Raw genomic sequence first — 13,409 nt, 5'->3', positions numbered from 1 at the left:
CCTCGGCGCGCTGCGGCGTTAACCAATACCGGCGCGGGAGGGTGACCTTTGTCAAGTTGCAGACAATGTCGTTGCTTTGGCTCAAAGACCCTCGTTCAGCACATGGGCACAAGCGTTGATCGCCTCCATCACGCTGACCGATCTACCGAGCCTGCGGCCCGCATCGTCACGAAAATCACGCATGCGATCATTGATCGTGGAATCGACCCGGATGTTGATCGCCACCTCGCCAACCAGCGCGTCGTGATGACAAATGCCATCCAACTCACTCAAAGGTATATGAAATATTTCTCCCTTCGCTGAGGACAGCACTGTGGTCAGCAGGCGTCTGGGCGAGCAAAGCTCAAGCTCACGTGACGAAAGATTGTGCAGCGCCAGGCTTAGCGCCCGAAACGCCGCCGGGCTCATTTTCAGGCGATGTGCGGTTTGAGATCGCGGCTGATGATTATCGCTTGTCTGATCCTCTTTCATGGCCTGCCCCCATATCAACCTCCTGTTGCCCCATGATTTCAGCCCGATAATGGGCGCTGAGCGCCCACCCGTGCGCGAGATTGAAACAAGCCCCGTCTCGTTTCGCCCGCGACTGGGCGCTTCCCACACACCTGTTGGGCCGAATCGAGTCGAGCATACGCCCGGCCTTGGAATTTTACTTGATTTAGCTCGAATTTGGCGGGAGCCGACTTGTCGGTGAGTCCCCGACTGGCGGAGCCTTCGGATCGGCACAGGAACACGTCGCGTCCTGGCCCTCTCGAAAGGACTTACCCCATGACGTCCCTTGCTCTGCCGGCGCCCAAGCGCGCCTCGATCCTGCCCTATCTCGGCGTCGCCGTGGTGGCGGCCGCCATACTAGCCCGGCTTATTCATGAGCCCGCTGCACTGGGGCGTGCCGGGTTTGATGTGTCGGTGGCCGCGTGATCCGGGCGCGCGGTTTCGGCGGCGTTTTTCGCCGCAGCAAAACCGATGGCTTTTCGAGGTTGATGGGCGATGGCTCGGGCTTTGTGCGGCACAGCCGCGCTGGCTATGTCGGCGCTGGCCGGAGACTGGTGGCGATGGCTTTGAACACGCCGGCGTCGGGGCATGCTGACGCGAAGGCGACACGGATGCGCGAGGCGGTCTCGATGACGCGGGCGGCGACCTTGAGCAGCCGCAGGCGCAGCGTTGCGAACTCGGCAGTGGCCAGAGAGGTGGCCTTGGGGATGGCCTGCTGGACGCGCCACATCAGCCAGTAGGCGGCGGTATGCAGGATGAGGCGCATCTGGTTGGCATTGGCCGAGCGGCACGAGGTGCGATCGCTGGCCAACTGGGTCTTGTGGCGCTTGATCAGGTTTTCGGCTTGGCCGCGCGCGCAATAGAGCGTGTCGTAAATGTGCTCGGGCGAGCCTTCTGTCAGCGAGGTGACGACATAGCGGATGTCCATGCCCAGCGTGCTGGCCTCAATCCGGGCGACGACGCGGCGTTGGCTCTTCCAGCTTTTGGCGCCGTAGCGGGTCTCGACATAGTTGCGCAGGACCGGATGTTGGGCCTGGGCCCGCTTGACCGCGCAGGCATCGGCGACGGCAACGATGGCCGGATCGGCCCGCAGCGCGGCGTTGGTCGGCAAGCCGAACACGTAATCGACCCCGGCCGCCTCGCAGAACGCCATGATCTCGGGACGGGCGTAGTGCCCATCGCCGCGGATGGTGATGTGGGTATCGGGCCAGTGCTGGCGGATATGACGCACCAGGCGCCGGATGTGGCCGGCACCTTCGGCACCCGACGGCGTCTTGCCAGTGCGCAGCAGCATCGCCACCGGCCGCCCGCTCGCGGTATCGTACACATGGATCGGCAGGAAGCAGCGCTCACCGTGATGTCCGTTCCAGAACGAGAGCTGCTGATAGCCGTGCACGACATCACACGTGTCATCGATATCCAGCGTCACCGCCGCCGGTGGGGCCGGATAGCTGGCACAGTAAACGCCGATCATCGCGACCATCATCCGGGCCAGTTCACGCGTGGTCGGTGCATTCTCCCAGCGGCTCATCGTCGGTTGGCTGGCCAGCCCCGCGCCCGATCCCGGCAACTTGCCCAGCGCCAGGCGGAAGCCCGGATCGTCGCGCAGGGCATCGAGATCATCGGCGTCCTCATAGCCACACGTGATCGCGAACACACGGGCACGCAGAATGTCATCGAGGCGATGGATCACCCGCGTCGGGTCACGCGGATCGGCGATGCACGCAGCAAGCTGCCGGCAGATCCCCATCGCGCGCTCGGCCTGCGCCAGCAGCAGAACGCCGCCGTCAGAGGTCAGCCGGCCACCGTCGAACGCGGTTGTGACCTTCTTGCCGCCAACCGCTGGAAACGAAAATCCCGGTGCGCTATCATCGCTCCCGGCGGGTGTGGTCCGTGGCATAAATTGCCTCGCTGAAGGACTGGTCTAGACACCCATTTTCCTACTGCAAAGCAATCGCTTACGCCACTCCCGCCAACCCTCTCACCCGCCGCGGTGAATAAGACAGGCTAGGCCCGGGCGCCGCCTTTGCCGGCACCGACACCTCGTTCAACACCGCTCTCACCCAGTTCACCAACTTCCTGTCCGGTTCGGGCGGCAAGGTGATCACCGTGCTGAGCCTTGCTGGCGGCATCGTCGGTCTGGCCTCGGGCCGCTTCTCGCTGGCGCAGGTCGCCGTGCCGGTCGGCACGGGTGTCGCCGCCGGGACGGGCGTTCCCATCGTCACCGCGATGGTCACCGCCACCATCTGACGAGAAGGCCGGCTGCGCGGGCAATCGCCCCTTCCACAGCCCCGCGTAGACCGGCCCGATCCCCCATCAACTCTTGTGACGGCGGGCAGCGATGGAACGCTATGCGATCCCCAAACATCTGGATGATCCCGAACTCATCGGGTTCTGGACGCTGGATGAGTTCCTGGTGATGGTCACCCCCTTCATCTGGGGCATTCTGGCTTCGCATATCGTCATCGGGCTGGTGTTCTCCACCGTGGCCTGGTTCGGTTATCGCAAACTCCGCGCCGGACGCTCGATGTCCTGGATCCTGCATTTTGGATACTGGCACCTTCCTGGCGAGTTTTTCGCCATGAAAAGCTTCCCGCCGTCCCATCTTCGCGTGCTGGCGGGCTGAGATGGACATCGATCTCGCCCACGACAAATCGCAACGCGTCCTGCGCCAGCGCAACGGATTGGCGCTGCTTTCCTTGGTTCTCGGCCTCGTTGCGGTCGGCAGTGTGGTCTCAGCCGGTCGCAAGGACCGCGAGGTCGTGCTCGTCCCGACCCTGCGCGCACCGGTCACGCTGACCAGCGCCAAGGTCTCGCCCGATTATCTCGAGATGGTGACCCGCGATGTGGCGTTGGTCGCCCTCAACCGCTCGCCCCAGAGCCTGACTTACTGGATGGATTCCATCCTTGAGGTGACTGACGAACAGGCGCGTGGGCAAGTCAAAAAGGCGCTGATGAAAGTGGTGGCCGAGCAGCAAAGCTCGCAGATCACCCAGTTCTTCACGCCCGATGGCATGCAGGTCGATCCCGATCATCTGACCAGCACGGTCGGCGGCACGCTCCATACCGTGGTCGCCTCCAAGGAGGTGACCTCCGAGCATCGCACCTTCCGCTTCACCTGGACCTACAACGGCATCTCGCTGAAGCTCAAAGGCTTCGGGATGATTGCCAAGCCGGAGGAGACGCCATGAGCGCTTCCTTGCCCGGCCTCTTCACACAGGGGTTTTCCTTCATGGCCATTCTGGAATTGTCGGCGGGGGCAAGCCTTGCCCCGCGCCTGTGGTGGGCGGAACGCGCCCTCGGCATCGCGCTGGTGAGCGCTGGCCTTGCCACGGCCGCGCCAGCCTATGCCGATCAGACCTTGCTTGTTGCCGACAATGGCACTGTGCGCTGCGAAGCCTCGGCGAAGAACCTGACCCGCATTTCGCTGAAGGACGACCAGTTCGCCTCGGTCTCCAAGGTGCAGGCGCCCAATCCCGCCGATGACTTCCAGGTGGTCAATGAACCCCTGCGCGGCGACATCTACCTGTCGGTCGCCAATGGCTTTTCCAAGCCCACAATCTCCTTTTTCGGCACGACCCGCAAAGGCTTCGTCTACAAATTCATTTGCGCCGTGGGCGGCAGTGATGCGCGGCAGGTGTTCATCGCCAATGCCGATGTCGAGCACCCGCGCCCGGTCGGTGAGACATGGCCCACCGGCCTGTCGCCGCAGGATGCCTCGGCGCGTCTGATCGCTGCCATGTATGCCCAGAAGCCGGTCGAGGGTTTCGACATCACCTGGCGCGCGCTGGTGCCGGTCAACATCGATACGCTCGTCGTCCAGATGGTCGGGCAATATGTCGGGGCCAGCTACACCGGCAAGCTCATCAAGATCACCAATCGCGGGACAAAGCCGGCGACATTGGCCGAGGACAAGGTCGCGCCTGCTGACGCGATCGCGGTGAGCATTACCAACCCCCGTCTGGCCCCCGGCGAGGCAACCACCGCCTTCATTGTCCAGCGCAGCGCTGATGCCGGAGGCCAGCCATGAACGCGCCGAGCACACAGGGCAGCCCCGCAGCACCGTCATCGGTGCCCGCATCGACAACCGACGATCTCGCCCGCAACGCCACCACCCGCCGCAATCAGCAGATCGCCATGTGGGGTCTGGGCGGCGTGCTGGTGATGGCGGGCATGTGGTGGATCATTGCCTCGCCCACACCAAAGGATGCCGCCGCCGAGAAGAAAGACGATCCCAAGGCCATCAAGATCTCGACCGATGACATGGTCAACCGGTCGATGGCCGACAAGGAATGGATGGCGCTGTCGGAGAACCAGCTAACCACGCAGGGCAACCAGATCAAGACGTTGCAAGGCGATTCCGTCCGCCTCGATCAACTCCAGAAGCAGATCGAGGATTTGCAGGGCCAGAACCAGGCGCTCAAGAGTGATGGATCGAAGGTGCTCTCGGCGTATCAGACCGAGAACGACCAGCTTCGCTCGCAGATCTCGGCGCTCTCGACCCAGATGCAGCGCGCCACCGCCGGGCCGAGCGCACTCTATGGCACTGGCGCCCCGCCGACATATCAGCGCTCTGCCTCGGTCCCCAGCGGTTCGCCGCTGGCCCAGCCTTCCGGTGATCCCGCCCGCGCCGCCATCGATCCGGCCAGCGCGCCGCGTTCAAGCGAAGTGAAGCTGCTCTCCTTCGGCGGGGATGCCGGCGGCACAGGCACGCGCATGGTGCCAGGCAAAACGACCCAGTTCACCGACAGCGAGAACTATCTTCCGCCCAATTCGATCGCGACAGCCAAAGTGGTGGTGGGCGTCGATGCCACGACCAACACCAAGAGCCAGACCGATCCGCTGCCGGTGGTGCTGCGCATCACGGGGCCCGCCCGCTCGGTCTATGTGGCTGGCAAGCTGCTCAAAACCAACATCGTGGGCTGCATGGTCAATGGCGCGGCGCTCGCCGACCTCTCGTCCGAGAAAGTCTATGTGAAGCTCCAGCGCATGACCTGTCCGCAGCCGGGCGGCAAAGTCGCGGTGAGCGAAGTCAAAGGCTTCATTGCCTTTGGCGGCAAGACCGGCGTGCGTGGCCGCGTGGTCAATCGCTCGGGCAATCTGGTGGGCCAGGCCTTCATCGCCGGCGTGCTGGGCGGGTTCGGCCGCGGCTTCTCGACCAATTCCTCGGCCTATCTGACCTCGCCCACGGTCAGCGTGAACGGCCAGCGCTCGACGCTCTCGCCCTCGGACATCGCCCAGGGCGGGCTTGGCCAAGGCGTCGCCCAGTCCGGCGACATGGTCTCCAAATATCTGATCGAGCGCGCCGAGCAGTACCAGCCAGTCGTGGAAATGCCGACCGGCCTCGATGTCGAGGTGGTGTTCCTCGACGGCGTCTTCATCCGCAATTGAAGGGAACCCACCCACGTGTCTCACCGCCACTCACTTCTGCGCCTGCTGCCCATTCTCGGGCTCGCCTTGGGTACTTTGCCGAGCATCGCCGATGCCCGTGCTGCGGCGGCCACGCGCGCCCGTCCCGTCGTTTCGCGGGATGCCGCCGCCATGCGGGCTTTGACCCAGCGCCTGCCGCGTACTGCGGTCACCAAAGTCGATTGCGGCCATGTGCCGGGGATTTGCGAGGTCCAGGCTGGCACCAACCTCTTCTACATCGATCCCTCGGCCCGTTATCTGATCGTCGGGCGGATCTATGACATGGAGACGCATCAGGATCTGACCGCCGCGCGCCTGCTGGCGATCAATCCCGACATGCTGGTCGGCGCGGCCGCCACGGCAAAGGCGCAAGAGACGGAGAGCGCGGGTCTTGCCCCTTCGCATCCGCAGTCGGCATCAGGGCCCGCTTCTGCGCCCGCTTCGGCGCCCGCGCAGAAGGTGAGCCTTGCCAGCCTTCCGGCCAATGGCGCCATTGAATGGGGGGCGAGCATCCCCAACGCCCCTCGCGTTACGGTCTTCAGCGACTTCCACTGCGGCTACTGCCGCGCGCTGCACCAGACCCTCAAGGCTATGGGCGTGCGCGTCACCGAACGGCCGATCTCGATCCTCGGCACGCGCGCGATTTCGGAAAGCGTGATCTGCGCCGAGGACAAGGCCGCGGCCGTGGAGCGGGCTTACAGCGATCAGGACATCGCAAAACGCGCCTGCGAAACGAGCGGTCTCGATGCCAACGAGGCCTTTGCCCGCGCCCATGGCTTCACCGGTACGCCCGTGCTGGTCCGCGAGGATGGCGCTGTGCTGCTGGGCTTTCGCCCGCGAGAGTTCCTCGAAAGCTGGCTGAAGGGAGGCGCCTGAACCATGCGCATTTCCCCCATCATCGCCGCGCTCGGGCTGATGCCGCTGGCCGGTTGCTCGCTGTTCCACTCGAACGTCAAAGGCGGTTTCGTGTGCAGCGCACCGCGCGGCACCTGCGCGCCATCGACCACGATCGATGACAGCGCCATCCATGCGATCGACGCCGAGGCCGAAGCCAAGGACGCTCCAGCGCCCGATAGCGAAGCCGCTGCCAACGGATCTCACCCATCCACCAATCCCAAGGAGAAGAAGGCATGGACCTTTGTCGGCCCTGCTCGGCCGGTGCTCAAGATCGTCTATATGCCCTGGCGCGATGGAACGGGTCGCCTCCACCCTCGCACCACAGGTTTTATCCCCATCGACGCAACGCAGCTTGCCGAGGCGTCCAGCGCTCCGCTGGACGCGAAAGCCATGGGTGCCGGGCAAGACATGAGCCTGCTCACCCTCGCGGAAATGGCTCCCGACATGGCGCTGATGGCACCGGCGCCAGCCAAAGTGCCGGACGGAGGCAAGCTAGCTCCAGTGCTGCCCACGGATCCGACGGCGGCGATCAAGGAACAGGTGAAGGAGATCCTGAACCAGCCCAAGCAGGTCGCTGCCCCCATCAAAGTCGATCCAGCCAAGCCTGGTGAGACCAAAGCGGGCGCGGCCACCTTCCCGCCGCAGGGGAACTGACGCGCCATGCTCTCCCGGCTCATCGAACTCGTCACTGGCGACAGCGAAACGCCCGAACACCGCGCGCAAACGCGTGATGTGCCGATGCTCGCCAATTTCCTTGGCTATCGCGCCTATGCCGCCGAGACGCAGATCTTCCATCTGACCCGCTCGAAGGGCTTCATCCTTGAACTCGCCCCGCTTATGGGAGCTGACGAGCGTATCGGCGACATCCTGACCTCGATCATCTCCGATGTGCTGGTTGCGGGCTGCGAATTCCAGATCATCAATTATGCGTCACCCCGCATCGCCGAGAAGCTGCAAGAATGGGCCTTGCCCCGCATCCGGGCAGGCACGGTGTTCAACAAGCTCGCCCGCTATCGGCTCGACCTGCTGCGCGGCGGCGCCTGGACCTCGCTCGCCACGGATGGCCCTTTCCATCTGCGCCAGTTCCGCGTGCTGCTTGCCGTGGGCGTTGGCACGGGATCGGGCGTCGATACCGAGACCTTGCTCGCCGTGCGCGACGGGATTACCTCGGCGCTTGACTCGATCAATGTCAAAACCCGGATTTTCAGCCCGACCGAGCTGATCCGCTTCATCGACGATGTGGTCTGCCCGGCGACGGGCGCTGGCGATGATGCGCCCGATTACAGCCCCTTCGACCCGATCAACGAGCAGTGCATCCGCCGCGATCTGGTCACCCGCGTGGAGAAGGATCGGCTCATCCTTGATGCCCCATCGCTGCGCCCCTCTGGGCTGGTGATCGATGGCACCCCGGAAATGGCCGAAATGAGCCCACATGAGTTCGATGTGCGGACCATGTCGGTGCGCTACTTCCCCGAACGCTGGGCACCCTGGGACACGCAGAAGGTCATCGGCGACATCTTCAATCCCAAGCTCTGTCTGCCTTGCCCTGTGCTCCAATCGATCGCCGGGATCATCCCCTCGGCTGAGACCTCCGAAGCCAAGGCAGGCTGGAAGTTCACCCGCACCACCGCACTTGCCGATGGCAAGGCCGCGCGCCTTGTGCCGACCCTCAAGACGCAATCGGCCGAGTGGGAGCATGTGCAGGCGCAAGTGCGTCTGGGGCAAAAACTGGTCCAGATCTACTACAGCGTCACCATGGTGTCGCCGCTCGGTCGGGGCGATGTGAATGAGCGGACGCTCAAAGCCATCTACAAGGCCGCTGGCTGGGATCTGATCGACGAGACCTATCTCCAGACCGGCGGGCTGCTGGCGTCCTTTCCTTTGACGCTGGCCGATGGCCTATCGCGGGATCTCATGCGGATGCGGCGTTTCCGCACCGTGCTCTCCGCCAATGTTGCGGCCCTCGCGCCGGTCCAGGGCGAGTATAATGGCGGGGCCATCCCGCATCTACTGTTCATCGGGCGGCGCGGCCAGCCCCAGTTCTGGTCACCCTTCCAGAACAATGCCGGCAACCACAATGTCGCGATCGCGGGCAAGTCGGGCTCGGGCAAATCGGTGCTGCTTCAGGATCTGACTGCCAGCCTTGCCGGGGTGAACGCCAAGACCATCGTTATCGATGATGGCCGCTCCTTCGAGCATATGGCCAAAGCCTTGGGCGGCACGTTCACCGAGTTCAAACTGTCGGCGGGGATCTCGATCAACCCGTTCCGCATGATCGACCTCGATCTTGCGGCAGGTGACGAGGATTATCTCGTCGACTGCCTCGCCATGCTCAAGGCCATCATCAGCCAGATGGCTCGCCACGAGAACCGCCTCAACGACACCGAGCGCGGGCTGATTGATGCGGCGGTCAACGCGGTGTGGAACGAGAAGGCGCGTGAGGGCACTGTCGATGGCATTATCGCAGCCTTGCATGCCGCCGGTCACCCGCAGGCTGACGATTTGGCGACGGCCTTGCTGCCCTTCTCGGAGGCGGGCACCTACGGGCCGTTCTTCCTTGGCGACACCAATCTTGACCTCTCAGCCGATCTGACAGTCTTCGAGCTGTCGGACCTTTCCTCACGCGAGGAACTGCGCAGCGTGGTCCTGACCTCGATCATGTTCGTTGCCTCGCAGACGATGAGGAAGCTCGACCGGCAGATCCCGAAGGCGCTCATCATCGATGAGGCCTGGGCGATGCTGAAAGGCGGCGCGATGGCGGATTTCGTGGAGACCTATTCGCGCACCTGCCGCAAATATGGCGCCTCGCTCATCACCGCGACCCAGTCGATCAACGACTTTTACAAGTCGGGCGGCTCGAAGGCAGCGCTGGAAAACTCCGACTGGATGCTGGTCCTCCAGCAAAAGCCGGAAACCATCGCGGACTTCCGCAAGTCCGACCGGTTCGAGATGGACAATTTCACCGATGCCCTGCTGCGTTCGCTGAAGCGCAATGGCACCGAATATTCCGATCTCCTGATCCGCGGCCCTGACACGCAGACAGTCTGCCGCCTCGTGCTCGATCCCTTTTCCGGCACGCTCTATTCGTCGAGCCCGGCCATCTATGCCCGGATCGAGGCCGAAGTCGCGCGCGGCGCCACTATGGCCGAGGCGATCGAATGCGTCGCCTATGGGCTGGATCGCAATCCCAAGGGAGCGCGGCCATGACGCGGCGCGCATCCACAATCAATTGGGGTGCCGTCACCGCCTGCGGTTTGCGCCTCATGGGCTGGTTCGCCGTCAATGTGCTGGCCGCTGCCGGCGTCATGGCGCTGATCCTCTTTGCGATCGGCGACTTCTCGTTGCCCATCACCATGACGCAGCTCGCCAACCTGGCCGATCGCTACGTCGCGGCCAATGCCATCCGCCGCGACCAGTTCGACCAAGAGGTCCTCATCGGCTTCTTCGCGATCCTGCTGCTGGTCGCCTTCTTCCGTCGCAGTGGCTTCGCCCGGGCCTTTGAAGACCCCATTGGCAACAAGGATTCCACCGATGCATGACGACACCCCGCAACCGCAGGGCGAACTGCCTTTGGGGATGGACACGGCTTCCACTGCTGTCGTCGTCCCTGGGAAACGCCGCAGGCTGCTGACCTTCCTCGCCAGCCATCGTCGTCAAATCCTGGCCATGGGCCTCACCGGTGCCTGCCTGCTCTGGGGAAGCTGGACAACGCACAAGTTGCTCGGCCTCGAGCAGCGCGTGACCACGATCCGAAAAGTGGCGCTGGCCGATCTCGTTCGCGAGTATGTGCAAGGACAGGCTCGCAGCGGCGCTGCACCCGACCAGATCACGGCGGAAACCGGCGCTTATCTCAAGGCCCTCAATCTCGCCGTCGCGCGCCATGCCGCGCAAGGCGAAGTCCTGCTGCTGAGCAACGCCGTCGTTGCGGGCGATGTCCCCGACATCACCGCCACCATCCGCGACGAGACCTATGCCAGCCTCGCCAAGCCGCAAGGCGGCGCAGCAGCACCATCCGTCGCCAGCCCTTCAGCGCAAATGCAGCAGTTCTTCGATACCAAGGGAGCCGATCATGGCAGCGGCAAGTGAGAGCGCGCCGGTCGCCGCTCCGCGCCGCGCGTCCTGGCGGCTGAAGCTCGGCGGCATCGCGCTGATCGGCGGCGCCGCGCTCAGTTGGTCGGCGCTCAAGGACTGGCACGACCATCACGCCTTCCTCATCAACGCCAGTGAATCGCTGCCGAACTGGGCGCTGCTGGTCGAGACGGGACGCTTTCCGGCGCGCGGCGATTATGTCGTTTTCGCGCCCGGCCATGATCCCCTTGTAGTCCGGCATTTCGGGGCCAATCCCAAGCCCTTCGCCAAGATCGCCTATGGCGTGCCGGGCGATGTGGTGAGCCGTCAAGGCGCCGATGTGCTGGTCAACGGCCAGGCTGTTGGTCACCTCAAGCCCAAGACCCATCAGGGCGAGGATCTGCTGCCCGGTCCCACCGGCACCATTCCTCAGGGCTGCATCTTTGCCGGAAGCCCGCACAAGGACGGGTTCGACAGCCGCTATGCCGCGATCGGCTTTGTCTGCCGCGATCGGTTGATCGGTATCGGGACGCCCATCCTGTGATGCGCGCCGGCCCCGCCTCGATCCTGCTTGCCGCACTCGGGCTTTCGTCTGTGCCGATGATGGCGAGCGCCCGCGATTTCGGCACCTTTGGCCCGACCTGGTCGATTGCCGAGCCCGATCTGCTGGCCGTCATCAAGGCTCGGCTCGAGGCCGCCCGGCATAGCGGCAAGCTCGATGCCATGAACCAGCGCTTTGTCGAAGCGGCTGAGGCCAGTGTGCGGCGTCCTCATGCTGTCGCAGGGATCACGCCTGCCACCAGCGACCGGCGCTGGAGCTTCGACCCCAGCGTTACCCTGTCGCAGGACATCCGTGATGCTCGCGGGCATTTGATCGCCGCGCAGGGCCAGCGCTTCAATCCTCTGAACCATTTGAACCTCGCGCATAGCTTCGCCTTCATTGATGGCGATAGCGCAGAAGAGCGCGACTGGGCCTTGCGGCAGGGCGCGCCGGACAAGCTCTGGATCGTGCTGGTCAAGGGCTCGCCCACTGACCTCATGAAGGCGACCCAGCGGCGGTTCTATTTCGATCAGATGGGCGCACTGACGGGCAAGTTCGGCATCGCCCACACCCCAGCGCTGCTCGTCCAGCAGGGCGACCATCTCGACATCCGCGAAGTGGCGCTTGCCCGAAACGGAGAACACTCAGGAGAACGCCGATGAAGCGCATCCGCCCCGTGTTCTGGAAACGCTTCGGGCGTGGGCTCCGGTCGGGCAAAGGTGCGCCCCGACGGCGCCGCGCCCGCCGGTTCTGGGCCATGGTCGTTGCCAGTCTGGCGCTCGGCTCGGCGCAAGTAGCGCAGGCACAGAATGTCTCGAACTTGGGCTCGCCCACCTGCCACGGCCATTTCCCCAATCCCATCACCGACATCTGCTGGGATTGCTTCTTCCCGCTCTCGATCGGCGGCTTTGACCTCTGGCCGAGCGACAAGCCCGATCCCGGAAACCCCAGCCTGCCGGTCTGCCTGTGCGGGATCCGGCCCGGCCTGTCATTTGGCTTCTGGGAACCGGTGCGCCTGATCGATGTGACGACCAAGCCCTTCTGTTTCCCGAACCTTGGCGGGCTGACGATCAACCCGGGCATGTATGTCGGCAACGGCCACGTTTCGGCCCCCTCGCAGAAGGGTGGGAACACCCAGATGTCTGCCCAGTATCAGGCGCATTATTACGTCTATCCGCTGTTCTATCTGCTTGAGCTGCTGGGCGATTTCATCTGCTTTGAGCAGGCCTCGTTCGATCTGGCCTATATGACCGAGATCGACCCGACCTGGAACGACGATACGCTCGCCGCGCTGGTCTATCCCGAGACCGTCGTCTTCGACTTTCCGCTGGCGCAGGTCGCCTGTGCTGCCGATTGCGTCGCCGCCACTGCCGCCTTGCCGCTCGACCAGCTCTTCTGGTGCGCGGGCTGCAATGGCTCGATGTATCCCATGACCGGCAACATCGGGAACAATGACACGATGGACCAGTCGATGCGGCTCGCGGCCGAGCGGATGGTCTTCAAGATGCACCGGACCGCGCTCGCCTGGGGCACGATGGGTGATCAGGGCCTTTGTGGCAAATACATCATGCCGATCATGCGCAAGCAGCAATACCGGCTGCAAATGGTCAATCCCGTGGCGGCCACCACCGGCCGCTACGCCTGCCAACCGCCTGGTGGATCGACAGCCGTCCAGCTCACCTCTCACACCTATCCGGTGGTGGGCGAGGACGTGGGCTATCTCCTGTGGCGCAAGCGCAATTGCTGCGCGTGAGCGCCGTGACGGCGCAGAAAGGAAATATGTATGTAATTCAGCATCATGTTCCTTTCGATCGTCTTGCTGACGATCGACCGGTGGCTGCGATGCCACCCCACCCGGCGGAAGGAGTCGGGGCGGAAGGGGGTCTCCAAGGTTTGCCACGTTCCGGCGGTCGGCCTCAGAGCAGGAGACCTGAAATGTACCGGATGCGGCCCGTCAGCCGCAGGTCGGGCTACCACAGGGCCTAAGGTGAGATACAAGCGAATG

At 64.0% G+C, this 13,409-nt stretch carries 15 protein-coding genes and 1 pseudogene; 14 read left to right on the top strand and 2 right to left on the bottom strand.

What is annotated here, in order from left to right; genetic code table 11:
* Window positions 1-81 precede the first annotated feature (81 nt).
* The gene (locus R9J51_RS06145; protein WP_179504178.1) at window positions 82-471 is read right to left on the bottom strand and encodes a hypothetical protein; all 390 of its coding nucleotides are present in this window, start codon (window positions 469-471) and stop codon (window positions 82-84) included.
* 294 nt (window positions 472-765) lie between these two features.
* Here R9J51_RS06145 and R9J51_RS06140 point away from each other — a divergent pair, with 294 nt between their 5' ends.
* Entirely contained in the window at window positions 766-915 is a 150-nt protein-coding gene (locus tag R9J51_RS06140) for a hypothetical protein (protein WP_179504177.1), read from the top strand.
* Between the two features lie 103 nt (window positions 916-1,018).
* On the opposite strand, the gene R9J51_RS06135 is transcribed toward R9J51_RS06140, so the two are convergent.
* A complete protein-coding gene (locus tag R9J51_RS06135) occupies window positions 1,019-2,389 on the bottom strand; it encodes an IS1380 family transposase (RefSeq protein ID WP_066763960.1) in 1,371 nt (456 codons plus the stop codon).
* Window positions 2,390-2,496: 107 nt separating this feature from the next.
* On the opposite strand from R9J51_RS06135, the pseudogene R9J51_RS06130 reads away from it, so the two are divergent.
* From R9J51_RS06130 to traU, 13 genes and pseudogenes are all read left to right on the top strand, one after another.
* Window positions 2,497-2,739: pseudogene (locus R9J51_RS06130) on the top strand (hypothetical protein); the annotation flags it as partial.
* A gap of 91 nt (window positions 2,740-2,830) precedes the next feature.
* Window positions 2,831-3,115, top strand: coding sequence for a type IV conjugative transfer system protein TraL (gene traL / locus R9J51_RS06125; RefSeq protein WP_179506120.1), 285 nt, complete (start codon window positions 2,831-2,833; stop codon window positions 3,113-3,115).
* Window position 3,116: 1 nt separating this feature from the next.
* Window positions 3,117-3,680, top strand: a complete 564-nt coding sequence (locus R9J51_RS06120) for a type IV conjugative transfer system protein TraE (protein ID WP_179506119.1) — start codon at window positions 3,117-3,119, stop codon at window positions 3,678-3,680.
* On the top strand, window positions 3,677-4,519 hold the full coding sequence (locus tag R9J51_RS06115; RefSeq protein ID WP_432787890.1) for a type-F conjugative transfer system secretin TraK: 843 nt from the start codon (window positions 3,677-3,679) through the stop codon (window positions 4,517-4,519). Before R9J51_RS06120 ends, R9J51_RS06115 begins: the two co-directional genes overlap by 4 nt.
* Complete coding sequence (locus R9J51_RS06110) at window positions 4,516-5,880, top strand: TrbI/VirB10 family protein (protein ID WP_179506118.1); 1,365 nt, start codon at window positions 4,516-4,518, stop codon at window positions 5,878-5,880. Before R9J51_RS06115 ends, R9J51_RS06110 begins: the two co-directional genes overlap by 4 nt.
* 51 nt (window positions 5,881-5,931) lie before the next feature.
* A complete protein-coding gene (locus R9J51_RS06105; RefSeq protein WP_179506679.1) occupies window positions 5,932-6,774 on the top strand; it encodes a DsbC family protein in 843 nt (280 codons plus the stop codon).
* Window positions 6,775-6,777: 3 nt separating this feature from the next.
* Window positions 6,778-7,449, top strand: a complete 672-nt coding sequence (locus tag R9J51_RS06100; protein ID WP_179506117.1) for a hypothetical protein — start codon at window positions 6,778-6,780, stop codon at window positions 7,447-7,449.
* Between the two features lie 6 nt (window positions 7,450-7,455).
* Window positions 7,456-10,002, top strand: coding sequence for a type IV secretion system protein TraC (gene traC, locus R9J51_RS06095; protein ID WP_179506116.1), 2,547 nt, complete (start codon window positions 7,456-7,458; stop codon window positions 10,000-10,002).
* On the top strand, window positions 9,999-10,334 hold the full coding sequence (locus R9J51_RS06090; RefSeq protein ID WP_179506115.1) for a hypothetical protein: 336 nt from the start codon (window positions 9,999-10,001) through the stop codon (window positions 10,332-10,334). The genes traC and R9J51_RS06090 overlap by 4 nt, the downstream gene beginning before the upstream one ends.
* Window positions 10,327-10,881, top strand: coding sequence for a TrbI F-type domain-containing protein (locus tag R9J51_RS06085; RefSeq protein ID WP_179506114.1), 555 nt, complete (start codon window positions 10,327-10,329; stop codon window positions 10,879-10,881). Before R9J51_RS06090 ends, R9J51_RS06085 begins: the two co-directional genes overlap by 8 nt.
* Complete coding sequence (locus R9J51_RS06080) at window positions 10,865-11,407, top strand: S26 family signal peptidase (RefSeq protein ID WP_179506113.1); 543 nt, start codon at window positions 10,865-10,867, stop codon at window positions 11,405-11,407. Before R9J51_RS06085 ends, R9J51_RS06080 begins: the two co-directional genes overlap by 17 nt.
* Window positions 11,407-12,066, top strand: coding sequence for a type-F conjugative transfer system protein TraW (traW, locus tag R9J51_RS06075; protein WP_179506112.1), 660 nt, complete (start codon window positions 11,407-11,409; stop codon window positions 12,064-12,066). Before R9J51_RS06080 ends, traW begins: the two co-directional genes overlap by 1 nt.
* Window positions 12,063-13,157, top strand: a complete 1,095-nt coding sequence (gene traU, locus R9J51_RS06070; RefSeq protein ID WP_432787889.1) for a conjugal transfer pilus assembly protein TraU — start codon at window positions 12,063-12,065, stop codon at window positions 13,155-13,157. The genes traW and traU overlap by 4 nt, the downstream gene beginning before the upstream one ends.
* Window positions 13,158-13,409: the final 252 nt, after the last annotated feature.

This window comes from Novosphingobium rhizosphaerae (genome assembly GCF_050920675.1).
Taxonomy (GTDB): Bacteria; Pseudomonadota; Alphaproteobacteria; order Sphingomonadales; family Sphingomonadaceae; genus Novosphingobium; species Novosphingobium rhizosphaerae.
Note: the sequence above shows the minus strand (reverse complement) of the source record. Positions and strands in the feature narration are given on the sequence as shown.